A 25,313-nucleotide genomic window follows, 5' to 3' on the forward strand; every position below is an offset into this window, starting at 1 on the left:
GATGACATGCCTATCCGTATCGGCGCCAACCCCATCGGCTGGTCGAATGACGATCTCCAGGACATCGGCGGAGCGACGCCGCTCGAAACCTGCCTGGCCGAAGCCCGCGAAGCCGGCTTCGTCGGCATGGAGCTCGGCCACAAGTTCCCGCGCGAGCCCAAGGCGTTGAAGGCGGCGCTCGATCCCTTCGGCATGGCCTGCATCTCCGGCTGGTATTCGGCCGAACTGCTGAAGCGCGATGCGGATGCAGAGCTGCGAAGCCTCCGGCCTCATCTCGACCTGCTCAAGGCGATGGGCTCGACTGTGCTGGTCTTCGCCGAGACTTCGAACGCGATCCATGGTGACCGCAGCAAACCCTTGTCGCAGCGGCCGGTGATGGCTGATGAGGATTGGGCCGAGTTCGGCCGGCGCATCACCCAGGTGGCGGAGCAGACGCTCGCCGAGGGCGTCAGGCTGGTCTACCACCACCATATGGGCACGATCGTCGAGAGCGAGGCCGATATCGACGCCTTCATGGCCGCGACGGGTGAGGCCGTGCATCTCCTGCTCGACACCGGCCATGCGACCTGGGGCGGGGCCGACCCGGTCAAACTCGCCGAGCGCTATCGCACCCGCATCAGCCACTTCCATGCCAAGGATGTACGCAAGGCGATGATGGAGCAGGCGCGGCGGGAAGACTGGAGCTTCCTCGACGCCATCCTCGGCAAGGGCTCCGAACTCGGCGTCTACACTGTGCCAGGCGACGGCATGGTTGATTATCCCGCGGTGTTCAAGGCGCTGCCGGGCTATTCCGGCTGGGTCGTGGTCGAGGCCGAGCAGGACCCCGAGAAGGCTCATCCGCTGACCTATGCCAAGAAGGGTGTCGCCCATCTCAAGCAGAGCCTGAAGGAGGCCGGGCTCGCCTGAGCCTGGGCAGAAATCATGTCGAAGCTACTGGTCAAGCCGCAGGCGCCCGATGCCGAGGGGCGCGTCCACGAGGTCACGCCTGAAACGGCCGGCTGGGAGCATGTCGGCTTCGCCGTGCACAAGCTGGCGGCCGGGCAGAGCCTGTCGCGCGAGACCGGGGACAGGGAGCATTGCCTGGTCCTGCTCTCGGGCAAGGTCGCCGCCAGCGCCGGCGGTCAGGATTTCGGCGTGATCGGCGGGCGGGCATCGCCTTTCGCGCCCGATCCCTGGTCGCTCTATGTGCCGGCGGGCTCAAGTTGGAACATCACGGCGCAGGGGCCGTGCGAGCTCGCGATCTGCTCGGCGCCGGGTAAGCAGGGCGCGCGGCCGGCGCGCGTCATCGGCCCGGCCGATGTCGGCGCCCTGACGCGCGGGGAGGGCAGCAACACCCGCCATGTCCGCAATATCCTGCCCGAGACAGAGGCCGCCGATGGCCTTCTCGTCGTCGAGGTGATCACGCCCTCGGGCTGCTGGTCGAGCTATCCGCCGCACAAGCACGATCAGGATCGCCTGCCGGCGGAATCGCTGCTGGAGGAGACCTATTATCACCGGCTGAGCCCACCGCAGGGCTTCGGCTTCCAGCGCGTCTATACCGACGACCGCTCGCTCGACGAAACCATGGCCTTCGAGGATGGCGACGTCGTGCTGGTGCCGAAGGGCTATCATCCCGTCGGCGCGCCGCATGGCTACGATCTCTATTATCTCAACGTCATGGCCGGGCCGAAGCGGGTCTGGAAGTTCCGTAACGATCCCGCGCATGAGTGGATGCTGAAGGCGTGACGACCATGAGGACGCAAGCCGAGCTGATCGGCGACGGCGAACTCGCCTATCTCCGCAGCCGGACGGCGTTCGTTGCCGGCGCCGGCATGACGCTCGACGACGGTTACCGGCTGGCGCATCTGCCGCTGATCGATCCGCATCACCCAAAGGCGATCGCGCGGAAAGACGGAACGCACTACGAGAACGGCCGGCACCCGCCGATCTACTCGCTGGTGGTGCCGACGCTCGGCTTGCAGGAGGCGCCCGCCTACCGGGAACTCGAACAGGCGCTGCGTGACGCTCCGTTTGCGAGCACGATCGCCTGGGATCTCGTAGCCCGGCGGCAGGCAAAGCTGCATGCGACGGTATGTGGCTCGCTCTCGGTCGGCACGCCGCCGGCGATCGACCCGGCCGCGCGGGACGCCCTGTCGCGTCTTGGTCCGGTCGAGATGGAGCTGCGCGGCCTGTTCTCCGGCAACGTCAATCGCGGACGGCTTTATCTCAGGCTCTATCCGGAGCGTCGCGACGGGCAGAATGCCCTGCACCTCATGCAACGGGCACTCGGGCGGGCGACCAGCGATCTCTATGTCGTCGGCATCTGGAACCTGAACGATGATCTCGACGTTGCTGAGGCGGCAGCGCTCGCGGCCTTGATCGATCGCTGGTGGGACCGGCCGATCCTGCGCTTCACCGCGGATCGCCTCTGGCTGATGGGAGCGAACGATGACCTCGTGCTCGACTCCGAGATCGTCGAAACGATCAGCCTGAAATAGGCCTTACGACAGCGAGGAGTGCCGTTGCGGCTTGCCTTGTCGGCGCGAGGGAGTTACCTCGCGCTCACAGCATTCTGCCGCCTCTGGGCGGCTCCGCGATCCCTCGGCCCGCCTTGTGCGTCGAAGCCAGACGGATCGCCCAACCGACAGGATCGATCATGGCTCGCAAGAAATCGAAACCGCTCGACGCCGCCTACGTCCTGTTCGACGTGTTCTACGAGGATGGCTCGCGCAGCTCCAATCGCCGCGTTCCGACCGAGTTGCTGGGCGGGATCGACGGCGACGACCCGGCGCTGGAAGCGATCCAGGAGCAGGATCGCGTCATCGCTGAAAGGTCGGGCAAGCCGCCGCTTACGATCCGGAGTGTGGTGCGGGCGGGCGATGCCGAGAAGCAGGCCGCGCGCCAGGCGGAGAAGGCCTCGCGCCGGACGGGCTGAGCCCAATCATCAACCTTACCGCTTGGCTCGGCGGCGGGCAGGCTGTGTCTGGCCGCTACTGCTGCTCAAAAGCGAGCTGATCACGTAGAGCGCAAGGCCTACGCCGACCACGGCCGCCAGCGGTTCGCGTTCGCCGCGGCGCATCAGCGCGCGGCCGCCTTCACGGGCATAATCGCGGCCGACATCGAGATAATCCTGCCCGCGCGCAACGTAGTTGCGACTACGATCGACCTGCTCGCGGCCGCTGCCGATCAGATCACGTCCGGCGCGGAGCGCCTGATCGCCATAATCGCGCAGCGTGCTGCTCCAGCCGCTGGTGTCCGGCTGCCAGCTCGAACGGCGGGGTGTCACCGCCCAGGCGATCAAGCCGACGCTGAGTGCGCCTATGGCGAAGGCTGCCAGCGGATGACGTTCGACCGTCTCGACCGCGGCCTCGCCTGTCTCCTGGGCGTATCGGCCTGCTTCGCGCAACGTGTCGCGCGGATCGAGGTCGGCGAGTTTCTGCTTGGTCCGCCCATAACCGTCCTTGACGGTCTCCGCTGTGCGATTGGCGAGGTCAGCGGCGCGCGCCGCCACGCCGCCGGTCGCGCGGTCGATCTCCTCCCGCGTCTCATCCTTGCTGGAAGGCACGTCCGGTGGCAGGCGCTTGTCGTTGTCCATTCGTCAACTCCATGAGCTTGAAAGCTTCTGGGCTCGAAAGCTTCATGGTCGAAACGATGGAGCGGCGGCGTGGTTCCGCCGCCGCGCAAGAAAGCCGGATTACCGCGTCGCGCGGCGGGTGGTGCGAACCACCGCCGGAGCGCTGACCGCGCCGGCTGCCCCGCCGACTACCGCCCCGATGGGGCCGGCGACGACCGCTCCGGTGCCTGCACCAACCGCGGCGCCGCTGACGCGTTGCTCCAGCGTCGTGCAGGCAGCCAGAGTGAAGGCCAGAACGGGCAGGGCGAGGTAAGCAGGGATCTTCATCAAGACGTCCTTTGTGGTGTCAGATTATGGAACCTGCTGACTAGCCTAGAAGTTGCCGCACGGCGATGGCAGAGATTTGCATCGTTGGTTAAGCTCGCTTCGGCGAGTTCGACTCATCGCCCCAGGGAGACTGCTCATGAAGACGCTTCTGTTCTCCACCGCCTTAGCGTTGTTGGCTGCGAGCTTTGCCGCTGCGCCGGCCTCGGCCCTGACCATGAAAGAATGCAGCGCCAAGTATCAGGATGCCAAGAAAGCGAACACGCTGAAGGGCCAGAAGTGGAACGATTTCCGCAAGGCCAACTGCGCCGATGACGACGCCTCGGAAAACGATGCCGCGGCAGCTGTGACGGATGCTCCGGCGGCAACCCCGGCCGCGACCACGCCGGCCAAGCCCGCTGGCAAGGCCAAGGCCGCGGTGTTCCCGCGGGCCGTTTCGCCGAAGTACTCGGATGAAACCGCCGGCAAGGCGCGCCTCAAGACTTGCGTCGACCAGTACAATGCCAACAAGGCGGCGAACGCCAATGGTGACTTGAAGTGGATCGAGAAGGGTGGCGGCTACTGGAGCCAGTGCAACACCAGGCTCAAGGGCTGAGCTGACAATCGGAGCGCACCTGGTTCGCCGGGGGCTCTTCCGCCAGGGATCATCGAGCCTCCCGCGGATCGGCGCGGGAGGCTTTTTCAATGCGCCTTGCCGGGCCGCGACGCTTCCCGCAGCAGCAGCTTCTGATAGGCGAGGCCGATGGCGACGAGGCTGGCGCCGAGGCCGATGAAGGACAAGGCCCGCAGCAGGCCTTCCAGTCCGGACATGTCAATCAGGAAAGCCTTGCAGATCGCGATCGTCACGACGCCGAGCGAGGCGAGGCGCAGATCCTTCGACTGCAACCGGAAGCCGAGCGCGAGCAGAGCCACGCCATAGAGCAGGAGCGCTGCCGAATAGGCATAGAGTTCGCTGGCGCTGCCGGCGTCGACCAGGAGATCGCGGCCGACGAAGCCGCGCCGGACTTCGATCAGCAGATAGAGCAGCCCGCCGATGATCGCGGTGACGCCGAAGATGCGCCGCGCCCCGGTGCCGGTTAGGAATTCTCTTGCCCAGCGTGCCGCCGCGAAGGCGAGCAGCGCCGGCAGGAGATAGCCGATGGCGGCGTTGTCGAGCAGGAGCGGGCCGGCGAGCGGTCGTTCGGTTGCGAGCGGATTGGCGATCAGGCCGGGCAGGAGGGCGAACAGGCCACAGGAGCCGACCGCTGCCCATTCGGGGCGGACCGGCACCGAGCGACCGGGCAGGCGGACCGAGCCGGTGATCATGACGATGATGGCGGCGATGAAGCCTAAGACGGCATAGAAGCCTGCTTCGGCGAGGGTGACCGGAACGTCGGAGGCCAGCAACGGTCCGTGGAAGCCATGGCGCAGCAGCAGGAAGACGCAGAGCGCTGATCCGGCCAGGGCCGTGCGCCGGAAGGCGACGCTGATCGCGGGCGCGACCTCGCGCAGCCACCAGGCCGTACCGGCGAAGCCTGAGATCGCCGCGCCATAACCCCAGAGGATGCGGTTGAAGATCACCGGCCCCTCGACGCCGCTGAGATCGAACAGCGGATTGCGAGCTATGCCGAGCGCAATCACCGCCCAGCCGATCGCGATCATGGCGAGCGCGCGCAGCGTGAAGCTCGTGACGCGGCCGGGCGAGAGTTCGCGCCAGATGCGCGCGGCGGCCGTGAGCGCCAGCAAGAGCAGCGTGATCGTCACCACCTCGGCAAAGCCGGCGACACTACCGTCCATCGGCGCCAGGACCGGGCCGGAGAAGGCGTGCCGGACGATCAATATCGCACCGAGCGAGACCAGCACCGCAGCGCAAGCGTTGAGCGTGTCGCCCAGGCGCGAGCGGCCGTCGCGCCCGAGCCAGTAGCCGAGCAGCCCGAGCAGGCCACCGACGACGACATACCAGAGCAGCCGGTTGAACACCGGCCAGCCGAGCACCGGCGTGCCATCGAAGACCGGATTGAGCACGGCGCAAAGCCCGCCGATGCCGATGAGGATCAGCGCGATCGCGGCGATATCGGCGCAGACGCCGAAGACCCGCCCGCCCAGCTGGCGGGCGAGCAGGACGAAGCCTGCGCCGAGCAGTCCGAGTGCCAGGACATGGCAGAAGACCTCCTCGAACAGGCGGTTGCGCGGGCCGAGATAATGCAGGCGGATCAGATCCGCGGTCGGTACGAGATTGGCTCCGGCGAAGGCCTGCCGCACTTCCAGCAAGACGAAGGCGGCGAAGAAGAAAGCGGCGAGCGCCTCATGGACCAGGCGCGGGCGATCCTGCCTGTCGCGCAGCGCCAGCGCGCCGATGGCGAAGCAGAGTGCCGGCAGGGCATAGGCCGGGATCAGCCAGTTGAGGATGGGCCAGGAGCCAACATCGCTGACGATCGGGTTCCAGACGAGCCGCGCCAGCGCCGCGGTGGCGAGCGCCGCCGACATGCTGCGCAGCAGTGGAATCGGACGGAAGGTGGACAGGAGGGCGACGCCCGCGGCCGAAACGGCAAAGCCGACCACCAGCCAGGTCTCGCGCAGGGCAAAGGCGATGGCGAGCCCGAGCGCGATCGCACCGGCGGCGGCATAGGCGGCCGAGCCGATGAAGGCGAGTGGATTGGCGCGCGCCTTGGTGTTGCGGCGCTCGACCGGGAGGAGGAATTCTGAAGCCGCGAAGAGCGCGATCGTCAGGAGCAGGGCCAGTGTGGCAAAGCCGGTCGAGCGTTCGAAGCCGTTGCTGCGCAAGGCCGTTGCCAGCAAAAGGCAGACCGGCGCGAGCGCCGAGGCGAAGGCAAGGCAGCCGCGCACCAGGACGCCGCCGGCACCTGACCCGCGCCGCATCCACAGAGCGAAGAAGGGGGGCAGGGCGAGAAGCAGCGCAAAGAGACCAGCGGTCCAGCGCAGGCCCGGGCCGGCGTCGGGGGCGAAGCTGAGGCGCATCAGATCGACCGGCAGCGTCGGCGAGAGGCCGAAGGCACCCTCGCGGGTCGGCCAGAGCAGCACCATGCCAGCGGCTGCCGCGCCGGCGAGCAGCGCCAGCGGGGCGAGGTCGCGATACCGGACCGCGCCGGCGACGGCGACAGCCACCGTGACGATGATGGCGACATGCAGCGGCGCCGGCCCGCCATGGCTGGTCCAGAGGATGCCGGAGAGGACGAGCGGCACGCCGATGGCGATGAGGCTGGTCAGTTCGAAGCCAGCGATCCGCCAGCCACCATCGAGCCCGGCCCGCCCACGCCAGGCCGGCCACTCCCTGAGCAGGCCGAGCGCGAGAACCGAGCCGGAGGCGGCGAGCCAGGCGGCCCAGCTCACATTTCCGCCGGCGAAGGCGATGAGCAGCGTCCAGGCGCCATGTCCGGCGACTGCGCCGAGGGTGACGATGCGGCTGGGTCGGCGCTGGTGCAGCAGGAAGGCGACCGCCGTGACGAAGGTGATGAAGAGCGCGAGCGCGACGAAGTTCGGCGCGGTGCTGGCGACCAGGAAGGGCGTCGCATAGGAGCCGAGCAGGCCGAAGAGGCCGAGTGCCGGGCCGTGCAGAAGCGAAGCGGAGAGCGCCGCCAGGCCGAGCAGACCCATCAAGGCGAAAGCGGTGCCCGGCCCGATGAAGCCGTAGACGGCATGGGCGGCGAAGACCACGCCGAAGCCGCTGAGCACGGCGACGCCCGCCAGCACACCGGGAATGCTGGCATGGCCGAGGCCGGCGAGCGGGCCGGTACCCGAGGCGATCGCGAGCGGCAGATCGCGCCGGCGCAGATATTCGCTCGCACCGGCCGCGGCGAGTGCGAAGGCGGCGCCGAGCAGCAACCGGACGCCCGGGCCGAACAGGCCGGCCTCGATCGAGTAGCGGACCAGGAAGAGGCCGCCGAGCGCGAGCGCGACGCCGCCGATCCAGACCGCCCAGCGCGAGCCGATCGCCTCCTCGAAATCGCGCCGCGGTGCAGGCGCGGCGAGGGGCTCCGTTTCCGGCGGGAGCTCGCTGCGTTGGACGTCCAATTCCGACCCGGGCGCTGTGGCGCTTGCGGCGAGTGTCTCGATAGGCGTGCGAAGCTCCTCATCCGAGACTTCGCCTGCGGGCTCGTCGATCGTGCGAGCTGCGACAGAATCGATGGCCGGTTCTGGCGCAGGCGCTGGTTCTTCTGCCGCGACAGGCGCGGGTGTCGGTGCATCGAGATCGGCTGCGACAACAGGAGTTGGTGCATCCTCGGCGAGGGCAGTTTCGGCCTGCTCGTTCGCTCGTTCGGGCGATGCCTCGTTGGCGACGGCTCCAGCAGCGATCTGTGCTCGCAAGACACTCAGGTCGGCACGCAAGGCCTCGATCTCGGCGCGCTGATGGGCGGCGAGCTCAAGCGCTCTGTTGCCGCGCGCCAGCGCACTGAAAGCGGCCCAGGGGACCGCGATGAAGAGGAAGCCGAACAAGAGGAGGCCGAGAAGCGCGAAGCCTTCCATGCGTGAAGTTCCGCCCCTCGCTCGATGATCAAATAGCGGTTGCGCAGATAGCGCGCCGCGCGCCGAGATGTCCAATCACCAGCGTTTGGTGTGGTGTGACGCCGATTCGAGATTTGATGGCCGGGATGGAATGCGCTTGGCCGCTTCGTTCGCTCCTGACTACCCCGTCTCGACCAGCAGAAGCGTCGCTCGACCACGCGGCGTTTAACGAAATATCAAAGGGCGCGATCCAGCTTCATGGCCGGCCGGGAGGGCGGACATGGTATCGGAAAGGCAATTGACCCTTGATGGGATCAGGGGATTGGCATGCTGCGCCGTTCTCGCCTCGCATTATCTGGCCGAGCTCCCGGGTGGCATCAGGGCGTTCGCCTTCGGGGCCATCGCGGTCGATGTCTTTTTTGTGCTGTCGGGCTTCCTGATCGGGCGACTGATCCTGACACGCCGCGCCGCACCCAATTTTTTCCGAACGTTCTACATCCGGCGTCTCTTGCGGACCGTTCCGTCCTATCTGATCGTCGTTGTCATTACGCTGGCACTAGCGGCCCTGCTGCCCGAATGGGCGGGCGACACTGGTGGGGTTCCCGGCTGGTCCCATCTGACCTTCACACAGAACCTGTTCTTCGCGCGGCAGAACACCACCGGTCTTGAATGGCTGTCGCCGACATGGACGTTGGCTGTGGAAGAGCAGTTCTATCTCTTCGCGCCGGCGGTGCTCGTCTTTCTGCCGCGGCGGCTCATCATCCCCGTCGCGATAGCGGTCTTCTCAGCATCGCTTCTCTACCGTGTCCTGATGGCGACTTCGGGAGCATCGCCTTTGGCGTTCTTGCCACTTCTACTGGCTCGCGCCGATACCCTGGCGGCTGGCATTATTGCAGGGGTCTTGTGGTTCAAACTCGCCGGTACGAAGCATTTCGACCGCATTCTGGAAGCGACGCCGCTTGTTAGCCTTCTCATCGCCGTCACCGTCGGTGCCCTTGCGTCGAGCAATATCTGGCAATCCACGGTCGCTCACAGCCTGTTCGCCATCGGGGCGGCGGCCTTCATCCTCCGCGCCGCCGTCTCGCCCGATGCCGTGCGCTGGCTGGAAGCTCGCTGGCTGCGCTTCATGGGCGACAATTCCTATTCGATCTATCTAATTCACATGCCGGTTGCGGGCATCGCCCACCATCTGATCGTCGGCACCCACCCTGCGCTCACGACGCCTTTGGCGTGGCTGGCAACGGCCGTCGCCACCGTCGCTACCATTGTGGTCGGACGCGGCCTGACCCGTTGCGTGGAGGAACCGCTGACTGCTTTCGGCCGACGCTTCTCTTGGGATCAGCCGAAAGTATCGTCGCCGCGCATCGCATAGCTGCTGTCGGACGCCGATTTCGAGCGCTGCCAGCGAAAAGGCTCACAGACTCTCTGTCGAACGCTGCTTCTCGCCGCCGTAGACGCTGGAACCCCAGAGCTGTGACTTCGGAAGTTCGGCGCCTTCCTCACACAGCGTCACGGCGCCGTGAAACAGCCGGGTATCTGCCTCGGGCGACAGCGGGCTTTGGCCGGACCGGCGGCAAGGAACTCTTCCACAGGCCGCCTCGAACGCAAGAGTCGTCGCAGGGCAAACGATCGACGGCTTGGTCGGTCGGAACGCGGCGTTGAAGATAATAAATTCCGTTCCGCTGGATCGTGCCGGGGATGCGGCGTCCCTCCACCAGCGGCTTGACGAAGCCGCTGGTGGAGCTGAGGGGATTCGAACCCCTGACCTCTGCAGTGCGATTGCAGCGCTCTCCCATCTGAGCTACAGCCCCAAGGCGCTGGCCTTCTAGGCCCTGCGTCGCGCTCCTGTCAATCGCTTGCGGCAGGAGTTTTGTGGGCGCTTCCAGCGGAGCGCCCGGCCTTCTCGGAGATGCTGTTCGATGCGTGCCGTTCTCGACGTCGTGACGCTGGCGTTGCAACTTTATATTTATCTGCTGATCGCCTCGGCGGTGCTGAGCTGGCTGATCGCCTTCAACGTCGTCAACACACGCAACCAGTTCGTCTCGGCGGTCTGGGATTTCCTTTATCGCATCACCGAGCCGGCACTGCGGCCGATCCGCAACATGCTGCCCAATCTCGGTGGCATCGACATCTCGCCGATCATCCTGGTGCTGCTCATTATCTTCATTCAGCGCGCCATCCAACTCTACATCTACCCCAACGTCTTCTAGCTGTGATGGCCGCCTGGTCGGTCACGCCGGACGGGCTCGCGATCGCCATTCGCCTGACGCCGCGCGGCGGGCGCGACGCCGTCGACGGCGTCGAAACGCTGGCCGATGGCCGTCAGGTCCTGAAAGCCAGGGTTCGGGCCGCCCCCAGCGAGGGGGAGGCGAATGCCGCATTGGTCGCGCTCCTGGCGGAGATGCTCGCCGTGTCCCGCTCGCAGGTGTCGCTGACGGCCGGCGCGAGTGCGCGGCTCAAACGTATCGTCGTCCGCGGCGACGGCGAGGCATTGGCAGCACGATTGCAGAAGCGGATTTGCGAGATTTGATGCTGCGTTGCAGCAGAATCATTCGGGTCGGCTCTTGACGAAGGCGGTCGCCTTCTGGCCCAACTGCGCGCCATGGACCAGCCAACGTCTCAGCCGTTCCCGCAGCGCCTGACGGAGGGCTATCGCGCCTTCATCGACGATCGTTTCACGCGCGAGAAGAGCCGCTACGAGGAGCTCGCCGAGAGCGGGCAGACGCCGAAGATCATGCTGATCGGCTGCTGCGATTCGCGTGTCTCGCCCGAGGTGATCTTCGATGCGAGCCCAGGCGAGATGTTCGTGGCGCGCAACGTCGCCAATCTCGTTCCGCCATTCTCGCCCGACGATCAACTGCATGGAACCTCCGCCGCGCTCGAATACGCCGTGCAGGCGCTGAGGGTCGAGCATATCGTCGTGCTCGGCCATGGCCGCTGCGGCGGCATCAGGGCTTTCGCCGACGATGCGCAGGGCCCGCTCTCACCCGGCGACTTCATCGGCAAGTGGATCACGCTGATCGAGCCGGCGGCGCGCCGCTCGGGCGGGCGCAGCCGCAATGAGAGTTTCGAGGCTTATGTCGAGCGTCTGTCCCTGCTCTCGATACAGCAGTCGCTCGCCAATCTGCGCACCTTCCCCTGCATCAGCATCCTCGAGGGCAAGGGCCGCCTGCACCTGCACGGCGCCTATTTCGCGGTCGCGACCGGCGAGCTGATGCTGCTCGATCCGCAGTCGGGGCAGTTCGTCCCGGCGGTTGGCGAGATGCCGAAGAAGGTCCAGATGATCCGCTGCTCGGAAGCCGAGCCGGGGCAGGGTGGTTGACGTCAGCTCCCGATCGGGTGAATTTTGAATTATCCGCTGCTTGAAACGGCGGTCTCTGGCGAAAAATTTCGCAATCCGGCAGCATTTCGCCGGACCAGCATTTTTGCTGCGCCGCCCCGATGACGAACCCGGAAGCTTGCGCTAGATTGCGCGCTCCCGGTCACCTATCGTTGAAGCTGCATGTTCGATCGTCGTAAGCCCGCCGCCCCGGCGCCCTTCGTCACCCACGAGAATATCGAAGCCAAGGTCAAGTGGTTCGATCCGGAGAAAGGCTTCGGCTTTGCCTCTCCGGCGGACGGCTCTGGCGACGTGTTTCTCCACATCTCGTCCATCGGCCCGCAGGATCCCCAGGACCTGCAGCCCGGTGCGACCATCATCTGCGATCTCGGCGAAGGCAGGCGTGGCCTGCAGGTCGTCTCCGTCCACGAGATCGATGCTTCGACCGCAACCCCCGCTGCGCCGCGTGGCGCTGGTGGCCCTGGCGGCGGCGGTGGCCGTCCGTTCTCGCCGCGCCCGCCGCGTGATGATTTCGGCGGCGGCTATGGCGGTGGCGGCGGTTACGACCGTGGCGGCTTCGACCGCGGCGATCGCGGCGGCTTCGATCGCGGCGCCAGCGCGCCGCTGGAAGGGCCGTTCGATGGCGCGGTGAAGTTCTTCAACACCGAGCGCGGCTTCGGCTTCATCGCCCCCGACAAGGGTGGGCCGGACGTGTTCCTGCACGTCTCGTCGCTGAGCCGCAGCGGCCTGCAGCCGCCGATGGACGGGCAGCGCGTGCGCTTCTCGATCCGCGCCGGCAAGAAGGGTCCCGAGGCGGCGAATATCAGCTTCCTCTGAGAGGCTGATCTCAAGCTCGTCCAACCGATCAGGCCGAAACAGCCTGATCGGATATGGCTTCGATGCGTTGATGGGGCGGCGGGCCGAAAGGTTGCGCCGCCTCAAACGCGTTCCAGGGCCCGGTGCGGCAGCGCCGGCAAGGTAACGCCGATAGGGTCGCCGGGCCGGACGTCCCCGCCTTCGAGCACGATCCCCATGATCCCGGCCTTCCGGATCAGCCCGCCATTGGCATCGCGGCCGAGGACGGCCTTGAGCAGGCCGGGCTGGAACGCCTCGATCTGGGCGCATGGGTTGCGCAATCCGGTGATCTCGACGAGAGCCTGAGGACCCAGCCGGAGGCGGGCGCCGACCGGCAGGCCGAGCAGGTCGATCCCACGGGTGGTGACATTCTCGCCCATGTCGCCGGGCTGGAGCGAATAGCCGCGGGTGGCCAGTTCGTCGAACAGTTCCGCGTGGATCAGATGGACCTGGCGCAGATTGGGCTGCGTCGGATCGACTGCGACGCGCGAGCGGTGCTTCACCGTCTTTCCGCAATGGGCATCGCCTTCGACGCCGAGGCTGGTGAGCAGGCGAATCACTGGCAGGGTCGGCTTGCTGAAGCGATGCCGGTCATCCCGAGCGACTGCGACGATCGTGCCCATCTGTCTGACCTCCGTGTCCGACGGATGGTCCTTCGCATGGCGAATCAGGCTTGGCGAGTGAGGCGCAACAAAAAACCGGGCCTGTCACCAGGCCCGGTCGATCGCCCCTTCAAGACTGGCGCAAATCAGTGCTCGTCGCCTTCGAGCCCGCCGATATGCTTCTGGGTGTAGAGTTCGAGGCCGATGCGGCCGATCAGGTCGAGCTGGGTCTCGAGGAAGTCGATATGGCCTTCCTCGTCCTTCATCAGGTCCTTGAACAGCTGCTCCGACGGGTAGTCACCGACCTCGCGGCAGTATTTGGCGGCTTCCTGATAGAGCGCGCGCGCCTCGACTTCGGCCTTGAGGTCGCATTCGATCACTTCCTTGACGTTCTCGCCGATCCGCAGGGGATCGAGCGTTTGCATGTTCGGGAAGCCTTCGAGGAAGAGGATGCGGTCGGTGAAACGGTCGGCATGGACCATCTCCTCGATCGATTCCTTCTTCCAGATCTTGGCCATGTCCTTCAGACCCCAATTGTCGAGGATCCGGTAGTGCAGCCAGTACTGGTTGATGGCCGTGAGCTCGGAGCGCAGGCCCTTGTTGAGGTATTCGATGACCTTCTTGTCGCCCTTCATGGCCGCTCTCCTCGCAATCAATCTACATTAGAATGATCCTAATGTAGGCCGAGGTCGAGCGAAAGGGAAGGGGAGATCGTGCAGTTTACAGGAGAAAATGCAATGCGCCGGTCAGGCAGCGACGCGGTCTTCGTTGTCCTCGAGGCCAGCCATCATCAGGCCGACCGAGACATGCACAGCGCATTCGACGTCATGGCTGGCGCAGCTATGGCACTGGCTGGCACAGGCGGCCCGGGCCTCTGTCAGCAAGGCGCGGACCTCGCGGGCGCAACGCCCGCAATCCGGGCTGCAGCCGAGGCAGTCGTAAGCCTCGCCCGCAGTGCGCGGACCGCTCCCGTCCGGCGCGATCGTACCCTTGATCTGCCGGCAGGATAAAACGTTGCAGGAGCAGACGATCACGCCCGACGGCCACCGGCGACCTTCGTCACCGTCTCCTCGTCATCGGCGCGGCGCAGGCGCACGATCACCTCGACGGAGGCGATCAGCATGCCTTCCGGCGCGACCGGCAGGCCCGAGACATGGATCTCGGAACCCGGGATGTCGACGACGGTCTCGTCGTCCTCGTTGTAGAAGTGGTGGTGTTCCGACACGTTGGTGTCGAAGAAGGTCTTCGGTCCGGAGACCGAGACCTGGCGCAGCAGGCCAACCTCGGAAAACTGGCGCAGCGTGTTGTAGACGGTCGCGAGCGAGAGCGGCTCGCGGGCACGCAGCGCTTCCTCGTAGAGCATCTCGGCGCTGACATGGCGGTCGCCCTTGGCGAAGAGCAGCCAGCCGAGCGCCATGCGCTGGCGGGTCGGCCGCAGACCAACGCTACGCAGGCGCGCCTTGACGGCGCTGATCGGGCAGGAGGCAGGAGCCTTCTGCGGCCAGGGAATCTGGTCCACCTGGGTTCGCACCGGGCTGCCATCCTTGAGGGACAGAATGCTCATGAACGCCTTCCAACTCGCAGATCAGTTTTGATGTAGTTTAGAATTTATCTAAACTACTGATATTACTCGTATTTTTGACGCTTCCGAAGCCGACTGTCAATCTCTTCGCACCTGCGGCAAGACGCATCAGGGGGTTGTCCACGGCGCGCGGCGCGGAGTTAGCAACCACCTTAGTGGCCGCCGCCACCGCCGGCAGGGGGCGCGGCTGGCGGCTTGGTCATGAACAGGGACAGCAGCACCAGGGCGGCAAAGATGACCGTCAGGGCGAGAAAGACGTCGCCGAAAGCCATGACCAGCGCCTGTTTGTGGGCTCGCTGCGTCAGCAGTTTCAACGCCATCGACTGGGCAACGTCGCCATACTCGATGAAGCGCTGCGTCATCGACGCCAGATTCTCCTCGGCAATCTGGCGGCCGGCGGCAACGGCTTCGTGCAGGCGCGTGATATGCAGATCGGTGCGGCCGTTGAGCAGGGTGTTGATCACCGCGAGGCCGACCGCTCCGCCGAGATTGCGGGTGAGGTTGTAGAGGCCCGACGCGTTCTTCAACTGCTGGGGCGGCAGGGTGCCGAGCGCGAGGTTGTTGATCGGCACCATGCACAGCATCAGCGAACAGCCACGCAGGATCTGCGGAATCAACAGTTCGTGAAAGTCCCAATCGGCAGTGATCGCCGAGGCGAGCCAGGTGCCGAGCGCGAAGCCGCCGAAGCCGATCATCATCATGATGCGCGGGTCGAGCTTGGCCGAGAGGCGCCCGGCGATCGGGGCGGTCAGGAACATGGCGAGGCCGGTGACGAACATGGTTTCGCCGATCATCAGCGCGTCATAGCCGCGGATGCGCCCGAGATAGACCGGGTAGAGATAGGTCAGCCCGTAGAGGCCGATGCCCATGGTGAAGGAGAACAGCGAGCCGAAGGCGAAGTTGCGGTTCCTGAACGCGTAGAGATCGACCAGCGGGTCGTCGCGCGTCAGCGCCCGCCAGAAGAACAGCACGGCGCCGATGATCATCACGCCGGTGAAGAGGACGATCTCGTGGCTCTCGAACCAGTCGAGGCGGGTGCCCTCCTCGAGCACATACTCCATGCTGCCGAGAAAGGCGGCCATGGCGCCGAGGCCGACCCAGTCGAAGCGTTTGAGCAGGCTGTGATCGGGCTTGTCGAAGTCGATCAGCGTCCAGGCGGCGATCGTCACGCCGATGCCGGGCACGACATTGACCAGGAAGAGCCAGTGCCAGGAGAAGGCATGGCTGAGATAGCCGCCCACCGTCGGGCCGATCGTCGGCGCGAGCGTGGCGATCAGGCCGATCAGCGGCGAGACGATCGGGCGCTTCGAGGCCGGGAAGATGGTGAAGGCCGCAGCGAACACGCCGGGGATCATGCCGCCGCCGATGAAGCCCTGGACGGCGCGCCACAGGATCATCTCGTTGATCGAGCTCGATGTGGCGCAAAGGATGCTCGCCACGGTGAAGCCGGCGGCGGCGATCGAGAAGAAGACGCGGGTCGACAGCGCCCGGCTGAGATAGCCGGACAGCGGGATCATGATCACTTCAGCGATCAGATAGGCGGTCTGGACCCAGGCGATCTCGTCGCTAGATGCCGAGAGGCCGGCCTGGATTTCGGCAAGCGAGGCCGAGACGATCTGGATGTCGAGGATCGCCATGAACATGCCGAAGACCATCGCCAGGAAGGCGAAGATCCGGCGCATTGGGATGGCGTCGGCAGCCGGTGGGGCGCCGGCGGGGATCGCAGTCGTAGCGGTGGCCATGCCGGCCTCCTCGACGGGTTCTTGCGGCGGGGTTGTGGAACCGGGCCCCCGGCCCGAGGAGCGCCGTGAGGCGCGGTGCGCTTTGGCCCAGAAGGGGCGAATGAGCCGCTGCGCATCGCCATTTCCCGGTCGGAAATGGCTCCTCGGGTCGGAGGCCCGGCGAGAGCCGGATCCGATCAGGTTGAATCAACCTGATCGGTGAATCCGTCTCTCACTTTGAGTTTAGAGACCGTTTTACCGATCAGCTTGCCATGCAAGCTGATCGGAACGGGCTCTAGTTAGTTTCCTGCGTTGGGACGCGGATCGATCGAAACCACGACCGACATGCCGGGACGTAGAACGTGCCTGGCCGCCGACTCGGGCGACAGGGCGATACGGACCGGTACGCGCTGGACGATCTTGGTGAAGTTGCCGGTGGCGTTGTCGGGCGGCAGCAGGGTAAAGACCGAGCCGGTGCCGCCAGCGATGCCGCTGACGGTGCCTGAGAAGCTCTGGCCGGGCAGGGCGTCGATGGTGATCTTCGCCTTGTCACCGATCTTCAGCGGGCCGACCTGCGTCTCCTTGAAGTTGGCGTCGACATAGACCTTGTCGAGCGGGACGATCGACATCAGGCGCTTGCCGGCGCTGACGAGATCGCCGAGCTGCATGTTGGTGTTGGCGACGAGACCGTCGATCGGCGCAGAGATCGTCATGAAGGAGAGATCGCGCGTGGCCTTGTCCTCGGCGACCTTGAGCTCGTCGATCTGGCGGGCGGCCTCGACGCGCTGCGCTTTCAGCACCTCGATATTGGCCGTAGCCTGGACGACACCGGCCTTGGCACTGGCGAGCGAGGCGGCGGCCTGATCGCGCGCGGCCGTGGCGGCGTCGAGCGTCGCCTGCGAGCCGTAGGACTTGGCGGCGAGGTTGCTGGCGCGGTCGAAATCGGCGGTGGTGCGGGTGACGGCGGCCTCGGCCGAGGTCTGCTGCGCCTGCGCCTGGAGCAGGCTGGCGCGGGCAGCCTCGATCTGCGCGTCGATGCGAGAGAGGGTGGCCTTGGCCGTGGCGCTCTTGGCCTGTGCACTTTCCAGCGCGATACGCTGGTCACCGGCGTCGAGCGCGACCAACGTCTGGCCGGCCTTGACCTCCTGGTTCTGCGTCACCGAGATCGTGGCGATGTTGGCCGGCAGCTTGGCCGAGATCGTCGCCATCTCGGCGCCGACATAAGCATCGTCGGTCGAGATGATGAAGCGGCCATTGCGCCACCAGTCGATGCCGAACCAGAGGCCGGCGGCGAGTGCCGTGCCGGTGACGAGGATGAGAGCGATGCGCTTGCCGCTCCGGCGCTTGGGCGCAGGCTTGTCGCTTGCCTGCGGGGCAGGGGCGCGTTCCTCGTCGGCCTTGCGGGCTTCGACGGGGGCTGGTGTCTGCTCGAGCACCGGGTCGACCAGCTTGAGCCGGTCGCGGCGGTCCTCTGAGCGCTTTTCAATGGCGGATTCGATAGTCATGGTAAGAATCCCTGACGATCACAATTCGAACCGCTCGGTTCGATTTTGGTTGAAATAGCGCCGTGTGCGGTGCATATCAAGAGGAAATCGAACCGTGCGGTTCGATTATTTTTGCAAGCGCGAACATGCGCGGAACGGCTGGAACACAATGAGCGCGACGCTGGAGCCGCGACACGTCAAGGCGATCTCCCGGAACCGGCGCGTTGCCGGTACCGATCCCGACAAGCGTCACCAGATCCTCGAAGGGGCGCATATCGTATTCACGGCGCGCGGCTTCGACGCGGCCAGCATGAACGACATCGCCGCTGCGGCGAACGTCTCCAAGGGCACGCTCTACGTCTATTTCGAGGACAAGGAGCACCTCTTCGTCGCGTTGATCGAACGCGAGCGCGAGAAGCAGAAGCAGGGTATGTACGCGGCGCTTGCCGAGGAGCCCGATCTCAATCTGGCGCTGACGAATTTCGGTGCAGGACTGGTGCGCCTGCTGACCGGGCCGTTCGCCCTGAGCGCCCATCGGATCGTGCTTGGGGTCGCCGAGCGTATGCCCGATCTCGGCCGTGAGTTCTACGAGCGCGGCCCGATGCAGGGTACGCAGCAGCTGGCTGCCTTCCTGGCCCGCCGCGTGGCGCTGGGCGAGCTTGCGATCGAGGATACCGAATTGGCGGCGGCACAGTTCGTCGACCTCTCCCAGTCGACCCTGATGCGCCCGCGCCTGTTCAATGCTGTGCGCACGCCGCCGAGCGAAGAGGAGATCGCGCGCGTCGTCGGCGAGGCGGTAATGACGTTCATGGCACGCTATGGAGCGTCGGCCGGTAAGCCCTAAGCTTTTGCGAAGCGCACGATGTCGGCGAGAACCGGTGCGCGGCCCCGGAAGCCGGTGTTCAAGGCGAGCAGGATGCCGGCGTGGCCGATGCCGGGATAGGTCTTCAACTCGACAGCCACTCCGGCAGCCCGAAGTTTTGCGGCGAGTGCAATGCTATTGCGTGGCCTGACCGTCTCGTCCTCGTCGCCGGTTGCGAGGAAGGCGCGCGGCGCGCGAGCGCTGGCAAAGCTGATCGGCTGGGTGTCGGTCAGCCGCGGGAACTCGCCGAAGGCGGCGATGCTGCGCGGATCGTCGAACGGCAGGAAGTCGTAGGGGCCGGCGAGCCCGGCGATGCTACGCACGAAACCGGGCGGCAGGCCGGCGCGGGCGAGGAAACGGCCGTCGAGCGCCAGCATCATCGCGATATGGGCCCCGGCCGAATGGCCGCTCAATGCAATGCCGGTCGCATCTCCGCCGTAAGTCGCGATGTTGTCGCGGACCCAGCGGAGGGCGAGGGCGCCGTCCTCGACGAAGGCGGGAAAGCGGACCTTCGGCACCAGCCGGTAATCGGGGATGACCGTCACGAAGCCCTGTGCCGCGAAGGCACGGCCGACAAAGGCATAGTCGGCGCGCTCGCCACTGTTCCAGCCGCCGCCATAGAAGAAAACCATGACCGGTGCGCGACCCGCACTTTGCGCCGGCACGTAGACGTCGAGCCTGTGACGCTCGTCCGGGCCGTAGGCGATGCCGCCAGCAGCGAGGCGGCCGCCGGTATCGGCCGGGGTGAAGGCATTGAGCAATCCGAGCGGGGAACAGGCCGACAGCAACGCCGAACCAGCAGTAAGGAGGGCGCGGCGGCCAAGAGTGATGGGAGAGGCCATTGGGTGCGAGGCTAGAATGAGGTCGATGCTCTGGATAGAGCGCAATCGGCAAACTGGATGCAGCTTCCGTCTATCGTCCGGTGACCTTGCGCGCCCGGATGCGCTCGCGATGGGCGGTATAGAGGCCGGACGCGATGATGATCGCCGAGCCGAACCAGGTGAAGGCGTCGGGCAGCACGGAAAACAGAATGAAGCCGAAGACCGAGGCCCAGAGCAGCTGCACATAGGAGAAGGGCGCCAGCAGCGAGGCATCGGCGTGCCGGAAGGCCTGGATGACGAACCAGTGCCCAACGGTCGAGAATACGCCGATGAACAGGCCGACCAGCAGCGCCTCGGTGGTCAGGGGCTGCCAGGTCAGCGGTTGTAGCCCCGAAAGCACAAGGCAGCCGACAACGGCTGACCAAGCCAGGGTGGTGATAGGGTTCTCGCTCGCGCTCATCATCCGGGTGACGATCAGGGCGAAGGCCCAGGTCACCGCCGAAAGAACGGGAAGGATCGAGGCGAGTTGAAAATCGCTGCCGCCCGGGCGGACGACGATCAGTACGCCGATCAGGCCGATGGCTGTCGCAGTCCAGCGCCGCCAGCCGATCTTCTCGCCAAGAATCGGGATCGATAGCGCGGTGACGAAGAGCGGCGCGACGAAGCTCGTCGCGGTCGCATCGGCGATCGGAAGGTATTTCAGCGAGGAGACGAACAGGATCGAGGAGACCGTGACGGCGACGCCGCGCAGAATCTGCATGCCCATGCGCTTTGGCATCAACTGCGCGAAGCCACCGGGAGCGGCCACCGCCAGCATGATCAGCGCGAAGGCAGCATAGCGCAGCCAGACGACCTGGAGCGCAGGGGTCGTTGCTGTGAGGTATTTCGAGGCGACATCGGCAGCGGACAGGAAGACACTGCCGAGCAGCATCAGCCCGATGCCACGCAGGCTGTTGTCGCGTCGCGGCGCCGGGCGCTGCGGCGGCTCGGCCGGGGCTGGATCGACCGGCAGAGGCACTCTGGTCAGGGTGTCGGGCAAGGTTTCGGCGAATCTCGATGCAGGCCGACCCTAGCCGATGAGCGCGGCGAGCCCTTGCGCAAATCCGGCACGGCCGCCATGCATCCGCGCAAGAAAAAGGCGGGCAGCGCGCCCGCCTTGAAATTTTCTTTAAAGTCTCGCGGTCGGAACTCAGGCGGCCTTCTTGCGCGGCTGGATCAGCTTGCGGTTGACCAGCACCTCGGCGATCTGGACCGCGTTCAGCGCTGCGCCCTTGCGCAGATTGTCCGAGACACACCAGAAGGAAAGGCCGTTCTCGACCGTGGCGTCTTCGCGGATGCGCGAGATGTAGGTCGCGTCCTCGCCGGCCGCCTCGTGCGGGGTGATGTAGCCACCGGGCTCGTGCTTGTCGATGACGAGGATGCCGGGGGCGGTGCGCAGCACTTCGCGCGCCTCGTCGGCGGTGACCGGCTTCTCGCACTCGATGTTGACACTCTCGGAGTGGCCGATGAAGACCGGAACGCGCACGCAGGTGGCGGTCAGCTTGATCTTCGGATCGAGGATCTTCTTCGTCTCCGCCATCATCTTCCACTCTTCCTTGGTGTAGCCGTCCTCCATGAAGACGTCGATGTGCGGGATGACGTTGAAAGAGATGCGCTTCGGAAACTTCTTCACCTGGACCTCGCCGGCGGCGAAGACCGAGCGGGTCTGGTTGAAGAGCTCGTCCATCGCCTCCTTGCCTGCGCCGGAAACCGACTGATAGGTCGAGACGACGACGCGCTTGACGCCGAAACGGTCATGCAGCGGCTTCAGCGCCACGACGAGCTGGGCGGTCGAGCAGTTCGGGTTGGCGATGATGTTCATCTTGGTGAAGCCGGCTGCCGCGGCGGCGTTCACCTCCGGCACGACCAGCGGCACGTCGGGGTGCATGCGCCAGGTCGAGGAGTTGTCGATCACGACGCAGCCCTGCGCGCCGATCTTAGGCGACCATTCCTTCGAGACAGCGCCGCCCGCCGACATCAGGCAGATATCGGTGTCGGAGAAGTCGTAATGGTCGAGCGCCTTCACCTTCAGCGTCTTGTCGCCGAAGGAGACCTCGGTGCCGATCGAGCGCGAGGAGGCGAGCGCCACCACTTCGCTGACGGGGAAAGCGCGCTCGGCGAGGATGTCGAGCATCTCATGGCCCACATTGCCCGTGGCGCCGACGATCGCGACCTTGAAGCTCATGCTGGAAATTCCTTCTGGCGAAACCGGTTCAGCCTCCCCGGGAGGCCGTCGCCGCTGATCTCGTTTGCGGGTTCGGCCGGTTGACCCCGGCCGGGGGGGGAGAACCCGGAATCGAGGCGAGGTGTCAGCGCAGCGTCCGGGTTTTCCCGGTCGCCGTTTTGGTCGTGGTTTTCGTCGTCAGAGCGAACGTCACGGAACCAACCAGAGCTGAACATCATCGCGAAGCCGGAGGAGAAGCATCCGGCGCGCAATCCCAAACACAAGCCGCCGTAAAAAGTCAATCGTCAGAGCCGCCCTGCGGCATTAACCCTGCCTCCTTACCCGTCATTGACCCTGTTTCGCGATGGAAAGCGGCTGGTAACGACCCGCTCACCCGCCCCGACGAAAGTTCGGCGGCGAGTGGGGCGAAGGCTGCCTGCAGGGGTGCAGGCGGTCGAAACGGGTCGGGGTCTATCGTGTTCGGGGACGGGATCAACGCCATCTGGCAGCGCCTTCAGCCGCGCCTGCACGTCCTGGCGAGCGCTGCGCCGGGACGCTTCGATCTTGCCGCGCGGCTGGTCGATCTCGCCGACGCGATCGAGACCGGCCTTGCGCGGATCATGCGGCCGCTGCGGCGTGCCCTGCGCTCCGGAGCAATCGGGCTGACAGGTGGTCTCGTCTGGCGCGGGCTCGCCGCCGTCACCGGCATCGGGCTGACCGCCATGCTCGTCGCCGGCCTCTCGTCAGGCTCTTCGGATCCGGCCCTTGCCAGCTTGCCGGTGCCAGCGGAAGCGTCGACTGGGCCTGCGGTGCGCGATGTGCGTTTGCAGGCACTGCCACTCGCCGCCGGGGAGGAGGGTTGGGTGACGATCGGCCGCCCGATCGCGCTCTTCGGCCTGGAAACGCCGGAGCTCGACAAGCGTAGCGCTTATGGCGCGCGCCGCAGCCAGGATGGGCAGCGGCGCGAAGACGCGCTGACTTTCGGTGCGTTCGACGATGGCAAGTCGTTCCTGTCGCTGACGTTCCAGGTCAATCGCGATGCGCAAATGAAGGCGCTCGCCGGCCTGTCGCAGCCCTTCGTGATCACGCTGGTGCGCGAGGGCGCGGCACGTGGGCTTTCGGTCGGGCGCAGTGGTGCAACCACGACGATCGAGACCAAATTCGGAACCGTCGAGACCGCAGATGTCGGCTTGAGCGACGGCGCGGCCGGACGGGCCTGCATCGCCTTCCGCCATCTTGACGCAGCGGCGCATCTCTCCTTTTCGGGCTGGTGGTGCGGCAGCGAGGCCAAGCCGGCCGATCGGGCGCAGCTGACCTGCCTGATCGACCGGATCGACCTTTTGAGCGCCGGCGATGATCCGGAGCTGCGCGCCAGCTTCGCCCGCACCGAGCTCAACCGCAGGCCGGGCTGCTCGGTGCCGAGGCTCGCCGCGACCGGGCGCAAGGGCTCCTGGCTCGACGCCGATGGCAAGGCGCCGACCTTGCGACCGACCAGCGGCAAGCAGGCGCAGGCGCGGTAACGCGCTCGTGTGGCGGCGGCGCACTGGCAGGCCGCAACAAAAGCATTAACTCTGGGGTTGTATCGTCACGACAGCCGGTCCGCCAATAGCTTCGGCGGGGGCAACCGCCTCAGGAGATCGTCATGCGTTCGCTTTCCCGTCTCGCCGCCGGCCTGGCCTTGTCCGTCGCAGCCGTCACCTTCGCCGCGTCCGTGGCCGAGGCCCAGCAGCAGCGCCGCCCGCTGCGCGTCACCGTGCAGAAGCGCAGCTATTTCGACGCCGGCAATGTCGTGCCCGTCGGCAGCATGAACCGCTATGCGACCCAGAACATCGTGGCGAGCCCGGTCTATTCGGCTTCGGGCGAGCTCTATGGCGAGGGCACGCTGCCGTCGCGCATCGGCTCCGGCGCCAACCCCTTCGCCAACAGCTTCTCGACGCCGCGCTTCTGAGCCAGCAGTCGGCTTGAAACGAAAAAGGCCCGCCGTGAGGCGGGCCTTTGCTTTGTGACGGTCAGCGCACCAGGATGTTGCGGAACTGCCAGGGATCGCTGGTGTCGATATCCTCCGGGAACAGGCTCGGACGGCCGTCGAGCGGGGTCCAGTCGGTGTAGTAGCCCTTCACCGGCCCGAGATAGGGCATCTGGATCGCGAGGCAGCGGTCGAGATCCATCTCCTCGACCTCGACGATGCCGGCATTGGGGTTCTCCAGCGCCCAGACCATGCCGGCAAGCACGGCCGAGGTGACCTGCAGGCCGGTCGCGGTCTGGTACGGAGCGAGCTTGCGCGCTTCCTCCGTCGAGAGCTGTGAGCCGAACCAGTAGGCGCCCTTGTCGTGGCCGTAGAGCAGCACGCCGAGCTCATCGATGCCGTCGATGACCTCGTTCTCCTCGAGGATGTGGTGCTCTTCCTGGGGGCGGCCGGCATTGCCGAACATCTCGTGCAGCGAGAGCACGGCGTCGTTGGCCGGATGATAGGCGTAGTGGCAGGTCGGCCGGTAGACCGCCTTGCCGGCGTCGTCGCGCACGGTGAAGTAGTCGGCGATCGAGATCGACTCGTTATGCGTCACCAGGAAGCCATATTGCGGGCCCGGGGTCGGGCACCAGCTCCGCACCTTGGTCTCGGCACCAGCCTGCATCAGGTAGATCGCTGCCTGCGAGCCGGTCTCGTGGGTGCGGGCGTTGTCCGGCATCCACTTCTCATGGGTGCCCCAGCCCAATTCGGCCGGCTGCACGCCCTCGGAGATGAAGCCCTCGACCGACCAGGTGTTGACGAAGACGCCCGGCGGCTTGGGGTGGCGCGAGCGCTGCGTGTCGCGCTCGGCGATATGGATGCCCTTGACACCGACCTGCTTCATCAGCCCGGCCCATTCCTCGCGGGTGGTCGGCTGCGGCACGTTGAGGCGCATGTCGGCGGCGATGTTCAGCAAAGCCTTCTTGGCCAGCCAGGAGGCCATGCCGGGGTTGGCGCCGCAGCAGGAGACAGCCGTCGTCGAACCCGGCGCACGGGCGCGCTTGGCGGCGAGCGTCATCTCGCGCAGCGCGTAGTTCGAGCGCTCGCCCGGACCTTTCGTCTCGTCAAAATAGAAGCCGAGCCAGGGCTCGTTGACCGTGTCGATATAGAGCGCGCCGAGGCTGGAGCAGAGCTCCATGATGTCGCGCGAACCGGTGTCGCAGGAGAGGTTGACGCAAAAGCCCTGGCCACCGCCCGCGGTCAGTAGCGGCTCCAGCATGGTCTTGTAGTTCTCGAGCGTCACGGCTTCATGGATGAAGCGGATGCCACGCTCGTCCAGAAGGGCGCGGTTGTCGTCGTCGGGTGCGATCACCACGAAACGGCTCTTGTCGAATGTGAGATGCCGCTCGATCAGCGGCAGCGTCCCGCGGCCGATCGAACCGAAGCCGATCATCACGATCGGGCCGGTGATCTCGCCGTATACGGGCCAATCCGTCATTCTTTTCAACTCCTGGGTTGGTTACTTGCAGAACAAGCGGACGCTGGTATGGCCTGCCGTTCCAGGGGTCAATCCCGCTGGCGTTGGGCCTATGCTCG

Annotated in this window: 26 protein-coding genes and 1 tRNA gene; 13 read left to right on the forward strand and 14 right to left on the reverse strand. The window is 66.0% G+C overall.

The annotated features are described in order from the left end of the window. The first annotated feature begins 6 nt into the window (after nt 1-6). The 4 genes from iolE (at nt 7) to ACSQ24_RS03365 (ending at nt 2,914) form a co-directional block, all read left to right on the forward strand. Nucleotides 7-906: a myo-inosose-2 dehydratase gene (gene iolE, locus ACSQ24_RS03350; protein ID WP_436093316.1), complete on the forward strand. Its 900-nt coding sequence runs from the start codon at nt 7-9 to the stop codon at nt 904-906. A 15-nt stretch (nt 907-921) separates the two neighbouring features. Further along, nucleotides 922-1,725 (forward strand): 5-deoxy-glucuronate isomerase, encoded by an 804-nt coding sequence (iolB, locus tag ACSQ24_RS03355; protein WP_436093317.1) that lies wholly within the window; start codon nt 922-924, stop codon nt 1,723-1,725. 5 nt (nt 1,726-1,730) lie between these two features. Continuing rightward, nucleotides 1,731-2,477: a hypothetical protein gene (locus ACSQ24_RS03360; RefSeq protein ID WP_436097813.1), complete on the forward strand. Its 747-nt coding sequence runs from the start codon at nt 1,731-1,733 to the stop codon at nt 2,475-2,477. Nucleotides 2,478-2,635: 158 nt separating this feature from the next. Next, entirely contained in the window at nt 2,636-2,914 is a 279-nt protein-coding gene (locus ACSQ24_RS03365; RefSeq protein WP_436093318.1) for a hypothetical protein, read from the forward strand. Nucleotides 2,915-2,929: 15 nt separating this feature from the next. On the opposite strand, the gene ACSQ24_RS03370 is transcribed toward ACSQ24_RS03365, so the two are convergent. After that, on the reverse strand, nt 2,930-3,574 hold the full coding sequence (locus tag ACSQ24_RS03370) for a hypothetical protein (protein ID WP_436093319.1): 645 nt from the start codon (nt 3,572-3,574) through the stop codon (nt 2,930-2,932). A 99-nt stretch (nt 3,575-3,673) separates the two neighbouring features. Further along, nucleotides 3,674-3,880 (reverse strand): hypothetical protein, encoded by a 207-nt coding sequence (locus ACSQ24_RS03375; protein WP_436093320.1) that lies wholly within the window; start codon nt 3,878-3,880, stop codon nt 3,674-3,676. 136 nt (nt 3,881-4,016) lie between these two features. Here ACSQ24_RS03375 and ACSQ24_RS03380 point away from each other — a divergent pair, with 136 nt between their 5' ends. Further along, the gene (locus ACSQ24_RS03380) at nt 4,017-4,472 is read left to right on the forward strand and encodes a hypothetical protein (RefSeq protein ID WP_436093321.1); all 456 of its coding nucleotides are present in this window, start codon (nt 4,017-4,019) and stop codon (nt 4,470-4,472) included. Nucleotides 4,473-4,558: 86 nt separating this feature from the next. Here the strand turns inward: ACSQ24_RS03380 and ACSQ24_RS03385 are convergent, their stop codons facing one another. Beyond that, nucleotides 4,559-8,341: a DUF2339 domain-containing protein gene (locus tag ACSQ24_RS03385; RefSeq protein ID WP_436093322.1), complete on the reverse strand. Its 3,783-nt coding sequence runs from the start codon at nt 8,339-8,341 to the stop codon at nt 4,559-4,561. Nucleotides 8,342-8,600: 259 nt separating this feature from the next. Here ACSQ24_RS03385 and ACSQ24_RS03390 point away from each other — a divergent pair, with 259 nt between their 5' ends. Continuing rightward, complete coding sequence (locus tag ACSQ24_RS03390) at nt 8,601-9,692, forward strand: acyltransferase family protein (RefSeq protein ID WP_436093323.1); 1,092 nt, start codon at nt 8,601-8,603, stop codon at nt 9,690-9,692. A gap of 363 nt (nt 9,693-10,055) precedes the next feature. On the opposite strand, the gene ACSQ24_RS03395 is transcribed toward ACSQ24_RS03390, so the two are convergent. Beyond that, nucleotides 10,056-10,131: transfer RNA gene (locus tag ACSQ24_RS03395), tRNA-Ala, on the reverse strand. Between the two features lie 108 nt (nt 10,132-10,239). Between ACSQ24_RS03395 and ACSQ24_RS03400 the strand changes: the two genes are divergently transcribed. The 4 genes from ACSQ24_RS03400 to ACSQ24_RS03415 all read left to right on the forward strand — a co-directional run bounded on the left by ACSQ24_RS03400 (nt 10,240) and on the right by ACSQ24_RS03415 (nt 12,476). Continuing rightward, the gene (locus tag ACSQ24_RS03400) at nt 10,240-10,530 is read left to right on the forward strand and encodes a YggT family protein (protein ID WP_436093324.1); all 291 of its coding nucleotides are present in this window, start codon (nt 10,240-10,242) and stop codon (nt 10,528-10,530) included. A gap of 5 nt (nt 10,531-10,535) precedes the next feature. Beyond that, nucleotides 10,536-10,850: a DUF167 family protein gene (locus ACSQ24_RS03405; protein WP_436093325.1), complete on the forward strand. Its 315-nt coding sequence runs from the start codon at nt 10,536-10,538 to the stop codon at nt 10,848-10,850. A 72-nt stretch (nt 10,851-10,922) separates the two neighbouring features. Further along, nucleotides 10,923-11,642 carry a carbonic anhydrase gene (locus tag ACSQ24_RS03410; protein WP_436093326.1) on the forward strand — a complete coding sequence of 240 codons (720 nt, stop codon included), beginning with the start codon at nt 10,923-10,925 and terminating at the stop codon, nt 11,640-11,642. Between the two features lie 180 nt (nt 11,643-11,822). Beyond that, entirely contained in the window at nt 11,823-12,476 is a 654-nt protein-coding gene (locus ACSQ24_RS03415; RefSeq protein WP_436093327.1) for a cold-shock protein, read from the forward strand. A 101-nt stretch (nt 12,477-12,577) separates the two neighbouring features. Here ACSQ24_RS03415 and ACSQ24_RS03420 read toward each other — a convergent pair whose 3' ends face one another. The 6 genes from ACSQ24_RS03420 to ACSQ24_RS03445 all read right to left on the reverse strand — a co-directional run bounded on the left by ACSQ24_RS03420 (nt 12,578) and on the right by ACSQ24_RS03445 (nt 17,904). Beyond that, nucleotides 12,578-13,117 (reverse strand): MOSC domain-containing protein, encoded by a 540-nt coding sequence (locus tag ACSQ24_RS03420; protein ID WP_436093328.1) that lies wholly within the window; start codon nt 13,115-13,117, stop codon nt 12,578-12,580. Nucleotides 13,118-13,242: 125 nt separating this feature from the next. Next, on the reverse strand, nt 13,243-13,731 hold the full coding sequence (gene bfr / locus ACSQ24_RS03425; protein ID WP_436093329.1) for a bacterioferritin: 489 nt from the start codon (nt 13,729-13,731) through the stop codon (nt 13,243-13,245). Between the two features lie 111 nt (nt 13,732-13,842). Beyond that, complete coding sequence (locus tag ACSQ24_RS03430) at nt 13,843-14,130, reverse strand: (2Fe-2S)-binding protein (RefSeq protein ID WP_436093330.1); 288 nt, start codon at nt 14,128-14,130, stop codon at nt 13,843-13,845. Then, entirely contained in the window at nt 14,127-14,660 is a 534-nt protein-coding gene (gene irrA, locus ACSQ24_RS03435) for an iron response transcriptional regulator IrrA (RefSeq protein WP_436093331.1), read from the reverse strand. The genes ACSQ24_RS03430 and irrA overlap by 4 nt, the downstream gene beginning before the upstream one ends. Nucleotides 14,661-14,830: 170 nt before the next feature. Next, the gene (locus ACSQ24_RS03440) at nt 14,831-16,420 is read right to left on the reverse strand and encodes a DHA2 family efflux MFS transporter permease subunit (RefSeq protein WP_436093332.1); all 1,590 of its coding nucleotides are present in this window, start codon (nt 16,418-16,420) and stop codon (nt 14,831-14,833) included. A gap of 278 nt (nt 16,421-16,698) precedes the next feature. Then, nucleotides 16,699-17,904, reverse strand: coding sequence for an HlyD family secretion protein (locus ACSQ24_RS03445; RefSeq protein ID WP_436093333.1), 1,206 nt, complete (start codon nt 17,902-17,904; stop codon nt 16,699-16,701). A gap of 148 nt (nt 17,905-18,052) precedes the next feature. Between ACSQ24_RS03445 and ACSQ24_RS03450 the strand changes: the two genes are divergently transcribed. After that, nucleotides 18,053-18,727 (forward strand): TetR/AcrR family transcriptional regulator, encoded by a 675-nt coding sequence (locus tag ACSQ24_RS03450; protein ID WP_436093334.1) that lies wholly within the window; start codon nt 18,053-18,055, stop codon nt 18,725-18,727. On the opposite strand, the gene ACSQ24_RS03455 is transcribed toward ACSQ24_RS03450, so the two are convergent. The 3 genes from ACSQ24_RS03455 to ACSQ24_RS03465 all read right to left on the reverse strand — a co-directional run bounded on the left by ACSQ24_RS03455 (nt 18,724) and on the right by ACSQ24_RS03465 (nt 21,790). Then, complete coding sequence (locus tag ACSQ24_RS03455; RefSeq protein WP_436093335.1) at nt 18,724-19,587, reverse strand: alpha/beta hydrolase; 864 nt, start codon at nt 19,585-19,587, stop codon at nt 18,724-18,726. The two genes, ACSQ24_RS03450 and ACSQ24_RS03455, sit on opposite strands and share 4 nt — an antisense overlap. A gap of 70 nt (nt 19,588-19,657) precedes the next feature. After that, on the reverse strand, nt 19,658-20,605 hold the full coding sequence (locus tag ACSQ24_RS03460; protein ID WP_436093336.1) for a DMT family transporter: 948 nt from the start codon (nt 20,603-20,605) through the stop codon (nt 19,658-19,660). A gap of 150 nt (nt 20,606-20,755) precedes the next feature. Further along, the gene (locus ACSQ24_RS03465) at nt 20,756-21,790 is read right to left on the reverse strand and encodes an aspartate-semialdehyde dehydrogenase (protein WP_436093337.1); all 1,035 of its coding nucleotides are present in this window, start codon (nt 21,788-21,790) and stop codon (nt 20,756-20,758) included. Between the two features lie 455 nt (nt 21,791-22,245). Here ACSQ24_RS03465 and ACSQ24_RS03470 point away from each other — a divergent pair, with 455 nt between their 5' ends. Together ACSQ24_RS03470 and ACSQ24_RS03475 are read left to right on the forward strand one after the other, a co-directional pair. Further along, on the forward strand, nt 22,246-23,289 hold the full coding sequence (locus tag ACSQ24_RS03470) for a hypothetical protein (RefSeq protein WP_436093338.1): 1,044 nt from the start codon (nt 22,246-22,248) through the stop codon (nt 23,287-23,289). Nucleotides 23,290-23,411: 122 nt separating this feature from the next. Then, on the forward strand, nt 23,412-23,717 hold the full coding sequence (locus tag ACSQ24_RS03475) for a hypothetical protein (protein ID WP_436093339.1): 306 nt from the start codon (nt 23,412-23,414) through the stop codon (nt 23,715-23,717). A 61-nt stretch (nt 23,718-23,778) separates the two neighbouring features. Here the strand turns inward: ACSQ24_RS03475 and ACSQ24_RS03480 are convergent, their stop codons facing one another. Next, nucleotides 23,779-25,215, reverse strand: a complete 1,437-nt coding sequence (locus ACSQ24_RS03480) for a homospermidine synthase (RefSeq protein WP_436093340.1) — start codon at nt 25,213-25,215, stop codon at nt 23,779-23,781. Nucleotides 25,216-25,313 lie beyond the last annotated feature (98 nt).

The sequence above is a fragment of the Allobosea sp. LjRoot237 genome (assembly GCF_964253285.1).
Classification (GTDB): Bacteria; Pseudomonadota; Alphaproteobacteria; order Rhizobiales; family Beijerinckiaceae; genus Allobosea.